This window comes from Novosphingobium sp. PP1Y (assembly GCF_000253255.1).
GTDB lineage: Bacteria > Pseudomonadota > Alphaproteobacteria > Sphingomonadales > Sphingomonadaceae > Novosphingobium.
The window spans coordinates 1,620,528-1,638,860 of the sequence record NC_015580.1 but is presented as its reverse complement, the minus strand read 5'-3'; the positions used below and the strand labels follow the sequence as shown (position 1 = coordinate 1,638,860).

16 protein-coding genes and 2 pseudogenes are annotated in these 18,333 nt (G+C 63.1%); 13 read left to right on the top strand and 5 right to left on the bottom strand.

Annotated features, from left to right (window positions below; genetic code table 11):
• The first annotated feature begins 88 nt into the window (after positions 1 to 88).
• The 9 genes from PP1Y_RS13825 (at position 89) to PP1Y_RS13785 (ending at position 9,519) form a co-directional block, all read left to right on the top strand.
• Positions 89 to 1,567, top strand: a complete 1,479-nt coding sequence (locus tag PP1Y_RS13825) for an NAD-dependent succinate-semialdehyde dehydrogenase (protein WP_013832797.1) — start codon at positions 89 to 91, stop codon at positions 1,565 to 1,567.
• Positions 1,568 to 1,712: 145 nt separating this feature from the next.
• The gene (locus tag PP1Y_RS13820; protein WP_051010110.1) at positions 1,713 to 2,330 is read left to right on the top strand and encodes a UbiX family flavin prenyltransferase; all 618 of its coding nucleotides are present in this window, start codon (positions 1,713 to 1,715) and stop codon (positions 2,328 to 2,330) included.
• Entirely contained in the window at positions 2,327 to 2,899 is a 573-nt protein-coding gene (locus PP1Y_RS13815; RefSeq protein ID WP_232512499.1) for a hypothetical protein, read from the top strand. Before PP1Y_RS13820 ends, PP1Y_RS13815 begins: the two co-directional genes overlap by 4 nt.
• Positions 2,896 to 4,455, top strand: a complete 1,560-nt coding sequence (locus tag PP1Y_RS13810; RefSeq protein WP_013832794.1) for an FAD-binding oxidoreductase — start codon at positions 2,896 to 2,898, stop codon at positions 4,453 to 4,455. Before PP1Y_RS13815 ends, PP1Y_RS13810 begins: the two co-directional genes overlap by 4 nt.
• Before the next feature lie 34 nt (positions 4,456 to 4,489).
• Positions 4,490 to 5,935, top strand: coding sequence for an aldehyde dehydrogenase family protein (locus tag PP1Y_RS13805; protein WP_013832793.1), 1,446 nt, complete (start codon positions 4,490 to 4,492; stop codon positions 5,933 to 5,935).
• A 23-nt stretch (positions 5,936 to 5,958) separates the two neighbouring features.
• On the top strand, positions 5,959 to 7,416 hold the full coding sequence (locus PP1Y_RS13800; protein ID WP_232512501.1) for a non-oxidative hydroxyarylic acid decarboxylases subunit C: 1,458 nt from the start codon (positions 5,959 to 5,961) through the stop codon (positions 7,414 to 7,416).
• On the top strand, positions 7,413 to 7,637 hold the full coding sequence (locus PP1Y_RS13795) for a non-oxidative hydroxyarylic acid decarboxylases subunit D (RefSeq protein WP_037513049.1): 225 nt from the start codon (positions 7,413 to 7,415) through the stop codon (positions 7,635 to 7,637). Before PP1Y_RS13800 ends, PP1Y_RS13795 begins: the two co-directional genes overlap by 4 nt.
• An 18-nt stretch (positions 7,638 to 7,655) precedes the next feature.
• On the top strand, positions 7,656 to 8,966 hold the full coding sequence (locus tag PP1Y_RS13790) for an FAD-dependent oxidoreductase (RefSeq protein ID WP_013832791.1): 1,311 nt from the start codon (positions 7,656 to 7,658) through the stop codon (positions 8,964 to 8,966).
• A gap of 187 nt (positions 8,967 to 9,153) precedes the next feature.
• The gene (locus PP1Y_RS13785; protein WP_013832790.1) at positions 9,154 to 9,519 is read left to right on the top strand and encodes a cytochrome c; all 366 of its coding nucleotides are present in this window, start codon (positions 9,154 to 9,156) and stop codon (positions 9,517 to 9,519) included.
• Here the strand turns inward: PP1Y_RS13785 and PP1Y_RS13780 are convergent.
• A complete protein-coding gene (locus tag PP1Y_RS13780) occupies positions 9,461 to 10,024 on the bottom strand; it encodes a TIGR02444 family protein (RefSeq protein WP_232512722.1) in 564 nt (187 codons plus the stop codon). The genes PP1Y_RS13785 and PP1Y_RS13780 overlap by 59 nt on opposite strands.
• A gap of 111 nt (positions 10,025 to 10,135) precedes the next feature.
• Complete coding sequence (locus PP1Y_RS13775; protein WP_013832788.1) at positions 10,136 to 10,996, bottom strand: alpha/beta fold hydrolase; 861 nt, start codon at positions 10,994 to 10,996, stop codon at positions 10,136 to 10,138.
• Between the two features lie 149 nt (positions 10,997 to 11,145).
• Between PP1Y_RS13775 and hpaH the strand changes: the two genes are divergently transcribed.
• The 3 genes from hpaH to PP1Y_RS13760 are packed head-to-tail and all read left to right on the top strand — an operon-like array spanning position 11,146 to position 13,982.
• The gene (hpaH, locus tag PP1Y_RS13770; RefSeq protein ID WP_013832787.1) at positions 11,146 to 11,994 is read left to right on the top strand and encodes a 2-oxo-hept-4-ene-1,7-dioate hydratase; all 849 of its coding nucleotides are present in this window, start codon (positions 11,146 to 11,148) and stop codon (positions 11,992 to 11,994) included.
• A 13-nt stretch (positions 11,995 to 12,007) separates the two neighbouring features.
• Positions 12,008 to 12,796 carry an HpcH/HpaI aldolase/citrate lyase family protein gene (locus tag PP1Y_RS13765; RefSeq protein WP_013832786.1) on the top strand — a complete coding sequence of 263 codons (789 nt, stop codon included), beginning with the start codon at positions 12,008 to 12,010 and terminating at the stop codon, positions 12,794 to 12,796.
• Positions 12,797 to 12,842: 46 nt separating this feature from the next.
• Complete coding sequence (locus PP1Y_RS13760; RefSeq protein WP_013832785.1) at positions 12,843 to 13,982, top strand: CaiB/BaiF CoA-transferase family protein; 1,140 nt, start codon at positions 12,843 to 12,845, stop codon at positions 13,980 to 13,982.
• A 9-nt stretch (positions 13,983 to 13,991) separates the two neighbouring features.
• Here PP1Y_RS13760 and PP1Y_RS13755 read toward each other — a convergent pair whose 3' ends face one another.
• The 3 genes and pseudogenes from PP1Y_RS13755 to PP1Y_RS25760 all read right to left on the bottom strand — a co-directional run.
• On the bottom strand, positions 13,992 to 15,170 hold the full coding sequence (locus PP1Y_RS13755) for an MFS transporter (RefSeq protein WP_041558857.1): 1,179 nt from the start codon (positions 15,168 to 15,170) through the stop codon (positions 13,992 to 13,994).
• A gap of 174 nt (positions 15,171 to 15,344) precedes the next feature.
• Complete coding sequence (locus PP1Y_RS13750; protein WP_232512682.1) at positions 15,345 to 16,190, bottom strand: IclR family transcriptional regulator; 846 nt, start codon at positions 16,188 to 16,190, stop codon at positions 15,345 to 15,347.
• 227 nt (positions 16,191 to 16,417) lie between these two features.
• Positions 16,418 to 16,802, bottom strand: a pseudogene (locus PP1Y_RS25760) (transposase); the annotation flags it as partial.
• Between the two features lie 153 nt (positions 16,803 to 16,955).
• Here PP1Y_RS25760 and PP1Y_RS13740 point away from each other — a divergent pair.
• Positions 16,956 to 18,252, top strand: a pseudogene (locus PP1Y_RS13740) (IS110 family transposase).
• Positions 18,253 to 18,333: the final 81 nt, after the last annotated feature.

Below are 18,333 nucleotides of genomic sequence, written 5' to 3'. Positions count from 1 at the left end.
AATTTGATCCGTCCTCCCTCCGATGGGGTGGAACCGCATCCGCGGTTCCACCCCAAAGGTTTTTTGCCCAGTCCGGGAAGTTGGATCGATGGCAAGCACAAGACCCTCGCTAGCCGAAGACGTCGTCCTTCGGACCACGCCGATTATCGACGGCCTGCCCCCTGCGGGCAAGGGCTGCGTCTTCACGGTGACGAACCCGGCTACCACCCAAACTATCGCGACCATACCACTGCTGGGCGCGGAGGCGGCCGAACGCGCCGTGGCCAGCAATGCTGCCGCCCTGCAGGAATGGCGCAAACGCGCAGCGGCCGAACGCGCCGACATCCTGTTGGCCTGGCATGGCCTGATCCTGCAAAACCGTGAAGACCTGGCCCGGCTGCTGACCAGCGAACAGGGCAAGCCCCTGAACGAAGCGCGGGGCGAGATCGACTATGCCGCCAGCTTCGTGCGCTGGTTTGCCGAAGAGGCGCGGCGCGTTTACGGCGAGATCATCCCCGCCGCGCGCGAGCGCCGGGTCATGGTCATCAAGCAGCCGGTCGGCGTGGTTGGTGCCATCACGCCGTGGAATTTTCCGGCCGCGATGATTACCCGAAAGGTTGCCCCCGCGCTCGCCGCAGGATGCACCGTCACACTCAAGCCGGCGGAACTGACCCCGCTTTCGGCTTTCGCTCTCGCCCACCTCGCGCTCGATGCAGGCGTCCCACCGGGCGTCTTCAACGTCATCGCGGGGGATGCTCCGGCGATCGGTTCGGTGCTGACGAGCGATCCGACCGTCGCCAAGTTCACCTTCACCGGTTCGACCGCGGTCGGCAAGCTGCTGACGGCGCAATGCGCCACAACCCTCAAGCGGGTCTCGATGGAACTGGGCGGCAACGCCCCTTTGATCGTCTTTGACGACGCCGATATCGATACGGCTGTCGAAGGCGCGATCGCCTCCAAATTCCGCAACACCGGACAAACCTGCGTCTGCGCCAACCGCATCCTGGTGCAGAGCGGCATCCATGACCGGTTCGCCGAAGCCCTGGCCGCGAGGGTCGCGGCCTTCCGGGTCGGCAACGGCCTTGAAGGCGAGACCGACCAGGGCCCGCTGATCACCGCCGCCGCCTTGCAGAAGGTCCGCGACCATGTCGGCGATGCCGTCGGGCGCGGCGCCCGGATCGTCACGGGCGGAGAACGCCATGAAGCCGGCGAACTGTTCCACCAGCCCACGGTCCTGATCGGCGCCAACCCCGACATGCGGCTGGCGCAGGAGGAGACGTTCGGCCCGGTCGCGCCGCTCTTCCGCTTCGCAAACGAGGGCGAAGCCCTGGCCCTGGCCAACAGCACCCGTTCCGGCCTTGCCGCCTATGCGTTCACGCGCGACATGGACCGGTTCTGGCGACTCGCCGAAGGTCTCGAGGTTGGCATGGTCGGCTTCAACAACGGCATCATTTCCTCGGAAACCGTGCCTTTCGGCGGGGTCAAGGAATCGGGTCTGGGGCGCGAGGGATCGCGTCACGGCATTGACGAATTCCTGGAACTCAAGGCCATCAGTCTCGGCTTGCCGCCGCAACCCGGAATTGAATAGGAGAATTCTCAAAGCAGAAAGGCTCGAGGCACTCTTATGTGTTGCTTATAGTGCAATTTGTTGCATAATGGATGAGGGAGAAGGATTCGGGCATGAACGTTCCGACGAAAGTACGCGGCGAAAACGTCGGCGGGGCAGCCCGCCCGTGAAGCGCGTGGTCGTTGCCATAACCGGAGCGACGGGTTCGGTCTACGGGCAGCGCTTGCTCGAAATGCTCCGCGAACAGGGTGGCTGGGAAACCCACCTCGTCATGTCGCAGGCCGCCTTGCTCAACATTCGCGAGGAAATCCCGGACGGTCGCCGCCTGATCGAAGCGGCAGCCGATGTGGTGCACAATGTCCGCAATGTCGGCGCCAGCATCGCCAGCGGCTCGTTCCTGTGCGACGGCATGGTCATAGCGCCCTGCTCGATGCGCACGCTGGCCGCAGTGGCCCATGGCCTGTCCGACAATCTGATCACGCGCGCCGCCGATGTGATGCTGAAAGAGCGGCGCAAGCTGGTGCTCATGACCCGCGAGACGCCGCTCAACCTGGCTCACCTGCGCAACATGACCGCCTGCACCGAAATGGGCGCGGTCATTTTCCCTCCGGTCCCCGCGTTCTACGCCCGACCAACCGGACTTCAGGACATCGTCGATCACAGCTGCACACGGGTGCTGGATCACTTCGACATACATCGCAGCGCAGCGGTTCGCTGGCAGGGACTATCCACCGAGGGCGCGGTCGCCGAACCGGCGCCGCTGAAGATCGAAAGGCAGGCATGATGGCTTGGGATATCAAGCGACGCGAATTTCTCGGAGCCGGGGCGCTGGGCGCCACCGTGGCCGGGCTTGGCGTCTTGCCCGGAGCGGCTGCGGCCCGTGCGCGCAAGGTGACGGTCGTCGAGGAAACCGCTTCGCCGGAGAGCCGGCTGTTCGCGGCGACGCTCGCCGACAGCGGCGTGGTCGGCCGGACCGTGCGGCTCGACCGGTCGCTCAACGACCTCCTGCACGATCTCGACGACACCGATGGCCTGATCGTCGGGCTGACGTCGGATCCCGCAGCCATGATCGCCGGACAGCTGCTGGTCGAGCGCGGCGGACGGTCGGCGCTGCAGTGGCGGCACCATTACGAAGGCGGGCGCTGGCAGCACCGGACCGAGGGCGCCGCGCGTCTGCTCGAGGGTACTGCGGCGGCATGGCCGGTGGCCGTCGCCCACCTGGTTCGTGACGCGATCGGCGCGCCAACCGAATCCCGCTTGAACACCTGCAAGTCGGGTTCGTGCGACATCGCAGCCAGCAGCCCCGGACTGCTGGCTTCCTGGGTATATGAAATCGGGGGAGACCTTTCTTGAGCCGCATCGTTCCCCAGGGTGTCGACGCATCCACCTTCAACAAGGCGCTTGACGAGCTCGCTGCGGTCGTCGGCAAGGAATGGGTATTCCTCGACGAGCTTCCGCTGTCGGCCTACCGCGACGCCTATTCTCCGTTGGCCGACGGCGAAATGCTGCCGTCCGCCGCTGTTGCGCCCGACGGTGTCGAGCAAATCCAGAAGATCCTGGCAGTCGTAAACGCCTACAAGATCCCTGTCTGGACCATCGGGACCGGCCGCAATTTTGCCTATGGCGGCCCGGCCCCGCGCAAATCCGGCTATGTCATGCTCGATCTGCGGCGGATGAACCGCGTGATCGAAGTAAACGAGAAATACGGCTATGCGCTGGTCGAACCCGGCGTGTCCTACATGCAGCTTTATCGCCATCTGCGCCAGATCGGCAGCAAGCTGTGGATCGATCCTGCCGCACCAGCCTGGGGCGGCGTGATGGGCAATGCGCTGGAGCATGGCGCCGGCTATACCCCCTATGGCGACCATTTTGTCATGCAGTGCGGCATGGAAGTGGTTCTGGCCGATGGTGAAATCGTCCGCACCGGCCAGGGCGCACTTGCCGGATCGAAGCATTGGCAAGTCACCAAGCACGTGGCCGGCCCGCATTTCGACGGCATGTTCACCCAATCCAATTTCGGCGTGGTGACCAAGATGGGCATCTGGCTGATGCCGGAACCGCCGGGCTACAAGCCCTTCATGATCACCTACCAGAAGGAGGAGGATCTTGAGGCGATCTTCGAGGTCACCCGGGCGCTCAAGGTCAACCAGATCATCCCGAATGCGGCGGTTGCGGTTGATCTGCTGTGGGAGGCCTCGGCCAAGACCACGCGGCGCCACTATTACGATGGCAAGGGCCCGCTGCCGCCGTCGATCCGTGCCAAGATCGCCTCGGACCACGATCTGGGAATGTGGAACTATTACGGTGCGCTGTACGGCCCGCCTCCGGTGATCGAGAACAACTGGAAGGTGGTGGAGGATGCCTTGATGAGCATTCCCGGCGCCAAGGTCCATTTCGATCGCAAGAACGATCCGGCCTGGGACTATCGCGTACGGCTGATGCGCGGCGAGCCGAACATGACCGAATTCAGCATCATGAACTGGATCGGCGGCGGCGGGCACATCAACTTTTCGCCGATCTCGGCGCCCAGTGGTTCCGAAGCACTTGCCCAATACAAGCTGATCAAGCAGCGCTGCAACGATCACGGCTTCGACTACATCGGCGAATTCCTGGTCGGCTGGCGCGACATGCATCACATCCTGATGATCATGTACGACCGCGCCGACGAGACGATGCGCAAGAGCGCCTACGACCTGTTCGGCCTGCTGGTCGACGAGGCTGCGGAGGCGGGGTTCGGCGAATACCGCACGCACCTCGCCTTCATGGATCAGATCGCCAGGACCTACAAACACAACGACGGCGCACTCTGGGATCTCCACCACCGTCTCAAGGATGTTCTCGATCCCAACGGCATTCTCTCTCCGGGCAAGCAGGGCATCTGGCCCAAGGCGATGCGCACAAGCGCGTAACGGCGCCAGATTCTGACCCAAGGAAAGCAGCAAGATGAAGAACCTCGATCACTGGATTGGCGGCGTGGCGGTAGCGCCTGGAAGTGGCACCTATTTCGACGACCTCAATCCGGTCGACGACAGCGTCTACGCCAGGGTTGCGGCGGGCACCGCCGCCGACGTCGATCGTGCTGTCGAGGCCGCCGACAAGGCGTTTCGCCAGCACCGCGACCTGCCCGCCGCGGTGCGCGAAGGCTGGATGGTCAAGGCCGCGGAAATCATGGAGCGCGACGCCGCGCTGTTCAGCGAGGTATTGATCGACGAAATCGGTTCGCCCGCTGCCAAGGCCGGGTTCGAGACGCGGTTCGCAGTGAGCTTCCTGCGCGCCGCCGCCGGGGTGCCGCGGCGGGTCCGCGGCGAGACAATTCCCTCCGACACGCCGGGCCGCTTCAGCATGAGCCTGCGCCAGCCGGTGGGGGTAGTCGCCGGGATTACCCCGTTCAACGTGCCGCTGATAAAGGGCATCAAGCAATCTGCGATGGCGCTGGCGACCGGCAACGCCTTCGTTCTCCTGCCGTCCGAAGCCGCACCCAAGGTCGCCGATCTGCTCGCCGCCCTGTGGCGCGAAGCCGGCGTGCCCGATGGGCTGTTCAACATCGTCTACGGCAATGGCGCGGAAATCGGAGATGCCCTGACCGGCCATCCCAAGGTTGCCTCGATAACCTTCACCGGGTCGTCGCGGGTCGGCAAGCACATCGCCGGGATCGCCGCCCGGAACCTCAAGAAGTATACACTCGAACTCGGCGGCAAGAGCCCGTTGATCGTGTGCGCCGATGCCGATCTCGAAAAGGCCGTCGGTGCCGCGCTGTTCAGCATCTTCATGTATCAGGGCCAGGTCTGCATGGGGGCATCGCGGATCTACGTTGAACGTCCAATCTTCAACGCCTTTGCCAAGGCCTTCGCCGCCGCGACGGCCAAGGCCAAGGGCGGCGACCTGCGCGAGCCCACCACCATGCTCGGACCGATCATTTCGGAACGCCAACGCGATCGCGTCCGCCGGCATATCGACGATGCCCGCACCAAGGGCGCTGCAATTCTTGCGGGGGCCGAATGGAACGGCAACTGTTGCTCGGCCACGGTGCTGAGCGGCGTGACGCCAGAGATGACGGTCTTTGCCGAGGAAACCTTCGGCCCGGTCACTTCGCTCTATCCATTCGACTCGCTCGAGGAAGCGATCGACCTGGCGAATGACACCGAATACGGCCTGAGCGCGTCGATCTTCACCCGCGATATCGACAAGGCCCTGCGCTTTGCCCAGCAGGCGGAAGCGGGGATGGTCCATATCAACGCTCCGACCCTGCACGACGAACCGCACGTTCCCTTCGGCGGCACCAAGGCTTCGGGGTTCGGGCGCGAAGGCACCGAGGCCGATCTGGAAATCATGACCGAGTGGAAATGGGTGACCGTCCAGACGGCCCCCGCCGGCCACGGCGGCCATTGAGCTGGTCTGACTGAAGGGAATTGATGATGCAGGATCTGGCCAAGCGATCGCGGTCCATCACCTCGCTGCGGGACTTCCTCGAATTGCTGGGCGATGCCGGACAGGCGATCACCTGGAGCGAGCGGGTGATGCCCGAGCCCGACGTGCGCAACATCGCGGTCGCCGCATCGCGCGACGCCAACGGCGCGCCTGCGATCGTGTTTGACAACATTGCCGGATACCCCGGCAAACGCACCGCAGTCGGCGTGCACGGTTCATGGGACAATATCGCGCTGTTGCTCGGCCGCCCCAAGGGAACGACAATCCGCGAACTGTTCTTCGAGATCGCCGGGCGCTGGGGCGATGCGGCGGCGCAGATCAGCACCGTTCCCGAAGGCCAGGCGCCGGTTCACGAATGCCGGATCGAAAGCGGGATCAACCTCTACGACGTGCTGCCGGTCTACCGCATCAACGAATTCGATGGCGGCTTCTACCTCGGCAAGGCGTCGGTGGCGTCGCGCGATCCGGAAGACCCGGACAATTTCGGCAAGCAGAACGTCGGCATCTACCGGCTGCAACTGCAAGGTCCCGACAGCTTCACCCTGATGACCATCCCGTCGCACGACATGGGCAAGCAGATCATGGCGGCCGAACGTACCGGCCTGCCGCTCAAGATCGCGGTCATGCTGGGCAACCATCCGGGGCTGGCGGTGTTCGCGGCGACACCGATCGGTTACGAAGAATCGGAATATTCCTATGCCTCGGCGATGATGGGCGCGCCGATCCGGCTGACCAGGTCGGGCAATGGCATCGACATCCTCGCCGACAGCGAGATAGTGATCGAAGCCGAAATGCAACTGGGCGAACGGGTCCTGGAAGGTCCGTTCGGAGAGTTTCCCGGTTCCTACAGCGGGGTCCGCAAGGCGCCGATCTTCAAGGTGACTGCCATCTCGCACCGCAAGAACCCGATCTTCGAGAACATCTATATCGGCCGCGGCTGGACCGAACACGATACCCTGATCGGCCTGCATACCTCGGCGCCGATCTATGCGCAGCTGCGCCAGAATTTTCCGGAAGTCACCGCGGTCAACGCGCTGTACCAGCACGGGCTGACCGGGATCATTTCGGTCAAGAACCGGATGGCGGGCTTTGCCAAGACCGTCGCGCTGCGCGCGCTGAGCACTCCGCACGGGGTGATGTATCTCAAGAACCTGATCATGGTCGATGCCGATGTCGATCCGTTCGATCTCAACCAGGTGATGTGGGCGCTTTCCACCCGCACCCGCGCCGACGACATCATCGTCCTGCCCAACATGCCTGCGGTCCCGATCGATCCTTCGGCCGTCGTTCCCGGCAAGGGTCATCGCCTGATTATCGACGCGACCAGCTACCTGCCCCCCGACCCGGTCGGCGAAGCGCATCTGGTCACCCCTCCGACCGGGCCGGACATTGACGAGCTGAGCAAGAAGATCCGGGCCATGCAACTGGGAGCTTTGCAATGAGCAAGACGGTCTGTCCGCGCTGCGCGACCGGCGGCGCCCTCGCTGACTATCAAGGCAAGGAAGGCGGCAAGGTGGTGTGGACCATCCACCGTTGCCCGACTTGCTGCTTTTCGTGGCGCGACAGCGAACCGGACAGCGCCATCGGCATCGGGATTCGTTCGGCGCACTTCGCCGTCGATGCAGCCAATCTCGATCGTTACGTGAAGATTCTCCAGCAATAGACAGGCGGAACAGGACCCATGACAGACCAAGCTCGCCAGATGGCCGCGCTGACCGCGGTGGAAGCTGCGATCGGCGCCGCGGCAGTCGATCGCACCCCTCAGGGGCTGGCCCGCTTTGCAATCAGCGGCGCGGCACCGCTTGGCATCGTCTTGCCGGCGGATGAAACCCAGCTCGCCAAGGCGCTGGAGGCGGCGCGAACCGCCGGCGGTGTGCTGCAACCCGTGTGCAACGGCGCCCACGGCCTCGAAAAGGCAGGGCTGGACAAGGTCATCATCCTCGACCTCCAGCGCATGAACGCAATTCTCGAGGTGAACGAGGAGCTGGCCTATTGCCTGGTCGAACCGGGGGTGACCTTCCGCCAGCTCGATGCCCATATCAAGGAAAAGGGCATCAAGCTGTGGATCGACCATGGCGGCAATCCCGACGCCAGCGTGGCCGCAAGCTTCGTCCAGCGTCAGCCCGGCTATACGCCCTATTCCGACCACTTCCTGATGCAGTGCGGGCTCGAGGTCATGCTCGCGGACGGAAAGCTGGTGCGGACCGGCATGGGCGCCATGCCCAAGAGTACCTGCTGGCAACTGTTCAAGTTCGGCTATGGCCCTTGGGTTGATGGCTTGTTCACGCAGTCGGATTTCGCGGTGCCGACCAAGGTCGGCATGTGGATGATGCCGCAACCGCCAGCCCACCAGACCTTCATGGTGACCGTGCCCAAGGAAGACCAGCTGGCCGATCTGCTCGACGTGCTCGGGCCGCTCAAGCTCAACATGGTCGTGGCCAATGGCGTCGCGGTCGGCAGCGCGCTGCACGAAGCCGCCCTGCTCGGCAAGAAGCGCGGCGACTATGATGGCAAGGGGCCTATGGCGGCCAGCGCGGTAACCGCTGCGGGCGAGGCGCTGGGCCTGGGCCACTGGAATCTCTACGGCGCGCTCTATGGCTTGCCAGGCAATGTCCCGATCCTGTGGGATATGGTCAAGGGGGCGTTTTCGTCGATCTCCGGTGCTCGGGTGATCGCCGACGGCAAGGGCATCGATCCCCGCCTGTGGGCGTGGCGTATTGGCGCCATGACCGGCGTGGTGGCCGATGCGCCAGCATTCGTTCCGGCATGGAGCGGCGATCAGGCGGTTGCCGCCAACCCGGTGAGCCCCGTAGATGGTGAGGAGGCCATGCGGCTCTACGAACTGTCGCGCGACATCTGCGCCAAGCACGAATTCGACTATCTTGGCGAACCGTGGCGATGTGGCGTTCGGCCAATCATCGCCAGATCCTACCTTTTGCCACCACGCAGACCGAAAGTGCCGCCCACGCCCACGAATGCGCCGCTGCGCTGATCGCGGCACAGGCCGAAGCCGGTTTCGGGCAGGCGATCGCCGAACCCGGAATGCGCGCAGCGGTCGACAAGACGTTCGAAACCAGGGGACTCTCACTCCTGCATGAACGGATCAAGAAGGCGCTCGACCCCGCGGGCCTGTTCGCATCCGCCTGAGCCGCCCCGCGATTATCGGAGTTGGAGACAAAATGAACAAGCTGGCTATCCTCTCACTCGTTGCCATGCTCGGTGCCTGCAAAACGTCACCGAATTCAGTTAAACCCGATGGTGCTGAGAATTATGCGTTGAACTGCGCAGGATGCCATAATCCTGGTCCCGGCCATCCCGCCACGATGTTGCTCGACCAACTGGGCCGGCCGGTCCCGGCATTGATCGGCCGCAAGGACCTTGAACTCGACTACCTGAAGGCAGTGGTGCGTCAGGGCCTGATCGAGATGCCGCCATTCCGTCCGACCGAATTGAGCGACGAAGAGATCGCCGAAATCTACGCCTATCTCAAGGATGCGGAGCCGCCCGCGCAGACCCCGGCAATACCGGCCAAGGGAGCGCCTTGACGATCAGCTGCGCTAGCGGCGCGGTGGCAGAATCGGGCGCTTCGATGGACTGCCGGTATCGCTCCAGGCTCGCCCTTGCCGCTGCTTGGGGCGTTGGCGTTTCGCCGCCCCGTTGCAAGCCTGCCGCCAAAGTTTCCACCATCTCCGCCTGGACAAGACGTTCGGCCTCTAGTTCGACCTGCTTGAGAGCCCCGTAAATCTTGTGTCGCGGAGTTTCGGCAACGGGATCAGAGGGCTTGGCCCAGCGCCTCGCCCGGCGCAGCGGATGCACCAGGTTGTCGTTGAGCTGCGCGACGGCTTCGCGCAGCTCACAAATCCGTTCGGCATCAAGCGCCTTCCGCTGCATCTCCGCCACCCACAAGCCCAGCAGCAGCAGGTTGACATCGAAACCGTATTCGTCCTGTAGGGCAATGCACAGTTCCGCCACCTGCGGCTTAGCATAGACCTCGAGCGAAAACGCCCAGAAGGCTTCGGCATCGGTTGCTGATTCATTCATGCGCGGCACCTTCAAACGGAAAGGGTGGCCAGACAAGACGCCCGACCACCCCTTCACTTCCTTGGTTGCCCAGCCCTGCTCTGCAAAGCAAGCGCCCGGCGCTTATGCTGCCGGCTGCGCTCAGAACGAACGCGCGCCGAAGTGAATCTCCAGCATCGGCCGCATCACGTCCCAGCGTTCGAGCTGCGACCAGTGGCCGGAGCGATCGAGCACGTAGAGCTCGGCATGCTTGAGGTGTTCGATCAGGTAGAGGCTGGTATCGAGCGGAACGATGCGATCCTGCCGACCGTGGAAGATCAGCACCTTGTGCGGCAGCTTGCACAGGATCGACGGCGGCATGTTGAGCGTATCGACACCCTGCTTCATTGAATCGATCATCTTTACCGCGGTCTTCATGATCTCGGGATCGGTGGCGATCTTGTAGCGGTTGTTGACGATTTCTTCCATGCCTTCGAACTTGTCGGGGTCAAAGGCGAAACTGTGCATCAACTGGCGATAGCGCGAGGGCCGCGGATCGGAATAGAACGACAGCAGCCGCACCAGTTCGGGCGTCTTCGGACCCGGCGCCCCGATCGAGCCCATCAGCACCACCCGGTCGATCCGGTCCGGTTCCTCGCTCATCATCTGCAGGGTCAGCGCACCGCCCATCGAATTGCCGACGACATGGGCTTTATCGATGCCCAGCGTGTCCAACAGCCCGAAGCACTGGTCAACCCGGGTGCCGATCCAGGCCATGACATTGTCCGGCCAGGGTTCGGGGATGACCGACTGTCCGAAGCCGATCAGGTCCGGCGCGATGACGAAGAAGTTTTCCGCCAGGTCGGGCATCAGGTGCAGCCAGTTCGATCCGGCATGGGCTCCCGGTCCTGCCCCGTGCAGCAGCAACACCGCCGGCTTGCTCGGATCGCCGGCCAGAAGGGTATGCGAAGTCAGGCCCCGCCCCGTAATCTTTTCTTCCCGCACGCTCGTGTCGATGGTCATCCTCTGTCTCCGCAGGTTTGCTCTTGTGCCCATTCGCCGCCGCCTTTGCGATCAAGGCCGGGGTCGTTGGGAGGGCGCAAGATGTGGTAGACGACCATTCGTTATTGTGCAATGCATTTGGCATAGAGCTTAAGGTGTGGGGAGAGGATATGACAAGCCCGAATCGTGGCGCTCGACCCGGTCAATCGCAGCCGACGCTAGATCCAGCGGTAGTCACGGACCTCGCTCGGGAACTCGATGCCGCCGAGCAGGAGCGCAAGCCGATCCGCCAATTCACCGCACGCTATCCGGACATGACGATTGCCGATGGCTACCGGATCAGCAAGCAATGGGTCGATCTCAAACTCGCACGCGGGCGGACGGTCCATGGCCACAAGATCGGCCTCACCTCGCGCGCCATGCAGCAGGTCGCCGGGATCACCGAGCCGGATTATGGCACCTTGCTCGACGACATGGTGTTCGAACAGGGCGGCGACATCCCCTGCGACCGTTTCATCACCCCCAAGGTCGAGGTCGAACTGGCCTTTGTCCTTGCCCGCCGGATCGAAGGCCCGAATGTCACCGTGTTCGACGTCCTGCGGGCAACCGAATATGTCATTCCGTCGGTTGAAATCATCGACAGCCGAACGACAGTGGTGGATGCCGAAACCGGCGCCCGCCGCAAGGTGCAGGACACGATCAGCGACAATGCGGCCAACGCCGGCATCATCGTCGGCGGCCTGCCGATGCGGCCCGACAAGGTCGACATGCGCTGGATTGGCGCGATGCTGAGCCGCAACGCGGTGGTCGAGGAAACCGGGATCGCGGCGGGCGTGCTCAACAACCCCGCCAATGGCATTGCCTGGCTGGCCAACCGGCTGGCGCCTTGGGGTCAGGCGCTGGAACCCGGCGAGGTCGTGCTGGGCGGCTCGTTCACCCGTCCGGTCGAAGCGCGGCCGGGCGACGTTTTCAACGCCGATTTCGGGCCGATGGGCGCGATCGGTTTCCGGTTCGTTTGAGGCAGCCACACAGATGAAAACTCCTGCGAACCGCTTCAAGCAAGGCCTGGGCGAAGGCCCGGTGCAGCTCGGCTTCTGGCTCGCGCTGGCAAGCTCGAACATCGCCGAAATCTGCGCCGGGCTTGGCTACGACTGGCTGCTGGTGGATGCCGAGCACGGCGCCCAGACCTTGCCGGGCATCGCCGATCAGCTACGCGCGGTGGACGCCAATCCGCCCTGTTCGGCGATCGTGCGCGTTCCGAGCGACGATCCGATCGGCATTCGCCAAATCCTCGATCTCGGCGCCCAGACGATCATGGTGCCGATGGTCGAAACCGCCGAACAGGCTGCGGCGCTGGTCAAGGCCGCGCTCTATCCGCCGCAAGGCCAGCGCGGTATCGGCGGCGCCCGGGCCGCGCGTTGGGGGCGCTACCCGGCCTATGTCGCCGAAGCCAACCGGCAGCTGTGCATCATCGTCCAGATCGAGACCGCGCTGGCGCTGGAAAACATCGAGGCGATCGCCGCCGTCGACGGCATCGATGCGCTGTTCGTCGGCCCGGTCGATCTGGCCGCGTCGCTGGGTCTGCTGGGCGAAAGCAATTTCGCCGCCCTGTCCGAAGTGACTGCGGGCGCGCTGGCCCGGATCCGGGCAACCGGCAAACCTTGCGGCATCCTGTCGCGCGACCAGCGCCTGGTGCAGCAATTCCTCGATGGCGGCGCGCGTTTCGTCGCGGTCGGGATCGATGCCTTCGCGCTGGCCAAGGCGGCCGGCGACATGGCCAAGGAATGGGTGGCCCGGATCGCCGGGCAAGCAGCGGACTGAAACGATGCCGACGATCGGATGGCAGACGCACCCCCCCGCCGACGGCATGGCCAAGCCGCTGAGCGGGGTTCGCGTGCTGGAGCTGGCCCGGATCCTGGCCGGTCCATGGTGCGGACAGCTGCTGGCCGATCTTGGCGCCGAAGTGATCAAGATCGAACGCCCGGTCAGCGGCGATGATACCCGCCACTGGGGCCCGCCATTTGTCATCTCGGACAGCGGCGAAAACCTCGGCGCGGCCTATTACCACTCCACCAACCGCGGCAAACGATCGATTGCGGTCGATATCGCCAGCCCGGCCGGACAGCAGCTCGTCCGCGAGCTGGCCGCCTCGGCCGATATCGTGATCGAGAACTACAAGGTCGGCGGGCTGAAGAAATACGGGCTCGATCATCCCGCGTTGAGCGCGCCCAACCCCCGCCTGATCACCTGCTCGATCACCGGCTTCGGCCAGACCGGGCCCTATGCCCACCGTCCCGGCTATGACTATATCGCCCAGGCCATGGGCGGCCTGATGTCGATGACCGGAGAGGCCGGGCGCCAACCGCAAAAGGCTGGGATCGCGGTGGCCGACCTGTTCACCGGGGTCTACAGCGCAGTCGCGATCCTGGCTGCTCTCAACCGGCGGCACGAAACCGGACTGGGCGCCCATATCGACATGGCCCTGCTCGATACCCAGGTAAGCGTCATGGCGAACCAGGCCCTGAACTGGATGACCTCAGGCACCGTGCCGCGCCGGGTCGGCAACGGCCACGCCAATCTGGTGCCCTATCAGGCCTTCCCGACCAGCGACGGCGATCTGGTCATCGCAGTGGGCAACGATGGCCAGTTCGCCAGCCTGTGCCGGGTGCTCGGCACCGGGCTTGATAATGATGCCCGCTTTGCCACCAATCCCGGCCGGATCCGCAATCGCGAAGTCTTGCTCGCCGCGCTCGAAGCGCTGACCGCAACCTGGACCCGGCAGGAACTGGCCGACGCGCTCGAGGACGCCGGCGTTCCGGCGGGTCCGATCAACGAACTCGACGATGTCTTCGCCAACCCGCAGGTCATCGCGCGGGGCATGGCGATCGCGCGCGACCAGCGCACCGGAGTCGCCAGTCCGATCGTGATCGACGGGGTGCGGATGGTTTCGGATATTGCGGCGCCCGGCATCCCCGAAACGCTTGAGGAGCCATTGACCTCATCCTGAGGCAAGCGCCTATCGGCTCGGCGGATTGAGGCGCTGGAACAGCTTGCCTCGTTCGCTATAAAGCACAAGGGCCAAGGTCAGCGACCCGACCAAGACCAGCGCAATCGCGAGCGGCCGCGGTGTGCCATCGTAGACATAACCGATCAGGCCGCCCAGCCCTGCCCCCAGAACCAGCCGGAAGAATGCCTGAACCGATGCGGCCGCGCCGGCAATATGCCCGAACGGCTGCAAGGCAATTGCAGTGAAATTGACGAAGACGGTAATCAGCAGGCACATGTTGAGAGACATGAGGACGACAAACTGGACCAGGGTTTCGCCGGGAGCAGAGGCCAGGAGCAATTGTCCCACCGATGCCGCAAGGTGGCAGAAAATTGCGGCATGGCCGATCCGCCGGGTGCCGAAGCGCTCGACGATCGCCGAATTGACCAGGCTGGCCAGCGCCATGGTCGCTGCCATCGAGCCGAAGATCAGTGGATAGGCCGAGCCTGCGCCGAAATGTTCGCCAATCAGTTGCTGCGAACTGTTGATGAACCCGAAGTGCCCGCCGAAAATCAGGGACATGCCAATGACATAGCCGATCGACGCCCGGTTCCCGAGCACCGTTGCAACATTGCCCAGCAAGTTGCCCGAGCGCTGCGACTGCCGGTTCTGCTTCGGATTGGTTTCCTCCATTCTGAGCAGGAACCAGACCGTCACTGCCAGCGCCAAAGCGCCGATCACCAGGAAGATCGCGCGCCATCCCGCGAGCTCGAGGATCGCATAGCCAAGGCTGGGCGCGAAGGTCGGCACCGCCATGAACAGCATCGCCACCACCGCCTGCAGCTTGGCCATGCCGGCACCTTCATAGCGATCGCGGATGATCGCCAACGGCAGCACCGTCAGCCCGGACGACGCGAACCCCAGTATCGCGCGCAGCGCCAGAAGCACGTGGAAGTCGCGCACCAGAGCTGACACCGCATTGACGGCCACGAACAACGCCATGTAGCCGAGCAGGACTGGCTTGCGCCCATAGCGATCGGAGATTGTACCGGGAACCAGCGAACTCAATCCCGAACTGACCAGGAAAACGCTGATGATCAGTTGGCGCTGGTTCGACTGGGCAACCTCAAAATCGGCAGCGATATGTCCGAGCGCCGGCAGCAGCGAGGTGAAGGCCAGCGACTGGAGCGCCTGTATCATCGCCATCATGGCGATGAATTCCCGTCGGCCTATGCCGGATTCCGTCGCGGCACTTTGAAGGTTCACTGAACCGCGCTCTCCTGAAGCTGCCAGAGGGCCGGATCGAACCCGCAACACACTGTCAGGAGTTAAGGAAGGCGCCGCCCTTATTGTGCAACGCATTACGCATATCGATACAAAGGGTCAAGCTGGGCCTGGCCAACCGATCGCTTCGCTTGCTTGCCGCGCCTGCCCCAAAATTCGTCCGATCTTTGCCTTGCTGAAATAAGCCTTGTCCTGTGAACGGGCAAGAACGGTCATTGTCGCGACCAGCCGATTTTGCGAATCGAAAATCGGCACCGATACTGCGGCAAGACCCGGCACCACGGACCCATAGGTTCTCGCATATCCGAGTTTGCGAACGGACTCGATTTGCTCTGACAATTCCCCATCGTCGACAACAATCCCCTCGGCCCTCTCCCGCTCAACGCGATCGCGCGTTTGCGCAGGCGGACAATAGGTCAGGAAAAGAGTGCCGGTGGAGGAGGCTTGCAAAGGCAAGGTGGAACCAACATGCATTGACGTGAACAGTGGGACGCCGCCGTCGATCCAGCGAATTACCGTTGGCCCATAGTCGCCCCAGACACTGAGCAGCCCGGTCGTTTTGAACTCATTCAGCAGGTCCTCGAGATATCCGGTAGCGATGCGCACGGGGTCGAGCCTGGCCATAGCCGCCAGACCCAAACGTACGGCGAGCGTGCCAAGCGAATACCGCCCGCTGGACGAATTTTGTTCGACCATTCCGGTATTGACGAAGGCGAGTAAATATCGATGCGCCTGACTGCGCGAAAGCCCGGAGTTGGACGCAACATCCCGAAGAAACGCACCACCCGGGTCCGCCTTCAACAGGGCAAGAAGGACCCTCGCTCCAATTTCTACGGACTGAATTGACTTCCGCTGATTGCCACTCTCGGAAATATCGACACTTGATATCTCATCACCCTTGGATTTTGGTATACCCAATTTTCCCACCTGTGCTTCACGAGCCAATTCAATTCTCAGCAAAACTGGTAAATTAAGATGCTATCCGAACCTTCGCATTCGGCAGAAGACAAGCCTTGAGCTCAATAGCCATGCTAGGGAGCCAGCCAGAATCTTGCAACTGCCTTTGACACCAATGCTACCGCTCGCCTCGAACTGGCTGGTGATTATTCAGCTAATGATAACCGTTTTGCCTGTGACGTGATGACCTGACCCCCAGCTTTCCCCAGCTGGGATTAGAGCCGGGCGGTTGTTTCGCGCATGAGCACGTTTGAAGCAATGGGCTGCACAGCGGGGCCCGTAGGGCGTAGCGGAGCAGGCCATTGCCTATCCACTTCGCCGGCGAGCGCCGCCGGTGTTGCGTAGCCAAGGGATGAGTGCGGTCTCTCCCGGTTGCAGTCTTCGACCCGTGCGGCGATCTCGACTTGGGCATGAGCCAGGCTCATGAACAGCGTCTCGTCGAGCAGCTCGTCACGCATGCGGCGGTTGGAAGCGAAGCTGGTCGAAGGCCTACCTCTCGACGGAACCGTTCTGCATTGGCCTGCCCGGCGCGATGCAATGCCGCTCCACGCCTATCTCCCCGCACCATGCCAGAACCGCATTGCTCGTGAGCTCAATGCCATAGCACATTGGGAAGCTGCCTCTCGAAGGCAGCGCTCGCCTTGATGGAGACAAGGGCGCGTAGCGCCCGCAGGCTTCATCAAGGCGGTCATGACCGGTCATCAGGTCTCTAAAGTGAAGTTGTCGACTCAACACTTTGGAGGCAGACCGACCATGACCAAGCTCAGTTCTACACCCGCCGATGCCGTGCTGGTAGCCATCGATATGTCCAAGCACCGCCAGGAGGTCCTCATCGAACGCCCGGAGGGCGGGCGGCGACGGCGTATGACAGTGATGGCGACGAAGACCGATTACGACCGCCTTGCGTCCGTTCTGGCTGATATTGGCAGACCGATTGTCGTCGGCTTCGAGGCGACCGGTAACTATCACCGCACCTTGGCGCACCGCTTGCTCACAGCAGGTTTCGAGCTGCGCCTGATCTCGTCCGTAGCCTTGGCCCGGACCCGAGAGGCTCTACATAATGGCTGGGACAAGAACGACTCCAAGGACGCGCAGGTGATCCTGCATATGCTGCGGATTGGCGCCACCCAGCGCTACGTCGATCCGCTTGCCGCCGGGATTAACGATCTGCAGGAGATGTCGAAGACACACGAGGCCATCTCCAAAGCCAAGACCCAGACCTGGCACCGGATCCTGACCCATTACCTGCCGCTCTACTTCCCAGAGATCGAGCGCTTCGCCGGCAACAGCAGGTCTGATTGGTTTCTTGCCTTGCTCGAGCGGTTTCCGACGCCCGGGAGCATGACAGCGCTTGGCCAGGAAGCATTCACGCGCGAGGCGTGGTCACTGGTCGGTCGCAAGGTCTCCAAGGCTCGATTAATCAACGATATTTACGAGACCGCCTGCGCATCCGTCGCACTGCCGGTCGATGAGGATTCTGTGGCGATTGCCATGTTTCGCATGGTCATCGCGCAAGCGCGCAGTCTGATCCGCCAACGTGACGAGATCGAGCGAGCCGCCCATGCCATGCTCAGCGAGAACCGTGACTACCAGCTGCTTCGTATGATCCCTGGCATCGGCCCGATCAACGCGCTGACCATCCTCGCCGAGGCCGGGGACCTTCGACGGTTTGCCCACCATCGCCAGTTCCTCAAGTTCTGCGGGCTCGATCTGGCCACCTGCCAGTCCGGCACATTCCGCGGTCGGACCAAGCTTTCCAAGTATGGTAATGCTCGGTTGCGCCGCACTTTCTGGATGGCCGCACAAGTCGCCGCTCGCCAACGCGACAACAGCTTTCGCGATAAGCTGGGCCGATACATGGAAGGACACGCCAACGACCCCGATCGCCGCCGCAAGGCAATGACTGCACTCACCGCCAAGATGGCGCGCGTCGCGCACGCCGTCATCAAGACGGGAACCGAGTACCGCCCGTTCCTCGAACGGGCGGACACCAGATGGAAGGACCCCTCTCTGCTGTGCCGTGAGGGCGCAACTGCGACCCTGTAGATAATGTTCGGGCCTTCCATCTGGCATCCGCATCTCATTTTAAGGACGGTTAGGACCACGACCGATGCGGCCGCTGGATCCTGTG

What these genes read in the sequence shown, in the direction of transcription:
- PP1Y_RS13825 (WP_013832797.1), top strand. Translation starts at nt 89, where the DNA reads ATGGCAAGCACAAGACCCTCGCTAGCCGAAGACGTCGTCCTTCGGACC.
- PP1Y_RS13815 (WP_232512499.1), top strand. Translation starts at nt 2,327, where the DNA reads ATGATGGCTTGGGATATCAAGCGACGCGAATTTCTCGGAGCCGGGGCG.
- PP1Y_RS13805 (WP_013832793.1), top strand. Translation starts at nt 4,490, where the DNA reads ATGAAGAACCTCGATCACTGGATTGGCGGCGTGGCGGTAGCGCCTGGA.
- PP1Y_RS13800 (WP_232512501.1), top strand. Translation starts at nt 5,959, where the DNA reads ATGATGCAGGATCTGGCCAAGCGATCGCGGTCCATCACCTCGCTGCGG.
- PP1Y_RS13795 (WP_037513049.1), top strand. Translation starts at nt 7,413, where the DNA reads ATGAGCAAGACGGTCTGTCCGCGCTGCGCGACCGGCGGCGCCCTCGCT.
- PP1Y_RS13790 (WP_013832791.1), top strand. Translation starts at nt 7,656, where the DNA reads ATGACAGACCAAGCTCGCCAGATGGCCGCGCTGACCGCGGTGGAAGCT.
- PP1Y_RS13785 (WP_013832790.1), top strand. Translation starts at nt 9,154, where the DNA reads ATGAACAAGCTGGCTATCCTCTCACTCGTTGCCATGCTCGGTGCCTGC.
- PP1Y_RS13775 (WP_013832788.1), bottom strand. Translation starts at nt 10,996, where the DNA reads ATGACCATCGACACGAGCGTGCGGGAAGAAAAGATTACGGGGCGGGGC.
- hpaH (WP_013832787.1), top strand. Translation starts at nt 11,146, where the DNA reads ATGACAAGCCCGAATCGTGGCGCTCGACCCGGTCAATCGCAGCCGACG.
- PP1Y_RS13765 (WP_013832786.1), top strand. Translation starts at nt 12,008, where the DNA reads ATGAAAACTCCTGCGAACCGCTTCAAGCAAGGCCTGGGCGAAGGCCCG.
- PP1Y_RS13760 (WP_013832785.1), top strand. Translation starts at nt 12,843, where the DNA reads ATGGCCAAGCCGCTGAGCGGGGTTCGCGTGCTGGAGCTGGCCCGGATC.
- PP1Y_RS13755 (WP_041558857.1), bottom strand. Translation starts at nt 15,170, where the DNA reads ATGATGGCGATGATACAGGCGCTCCAGTCGCTGGCCTTCACCTCGCTG.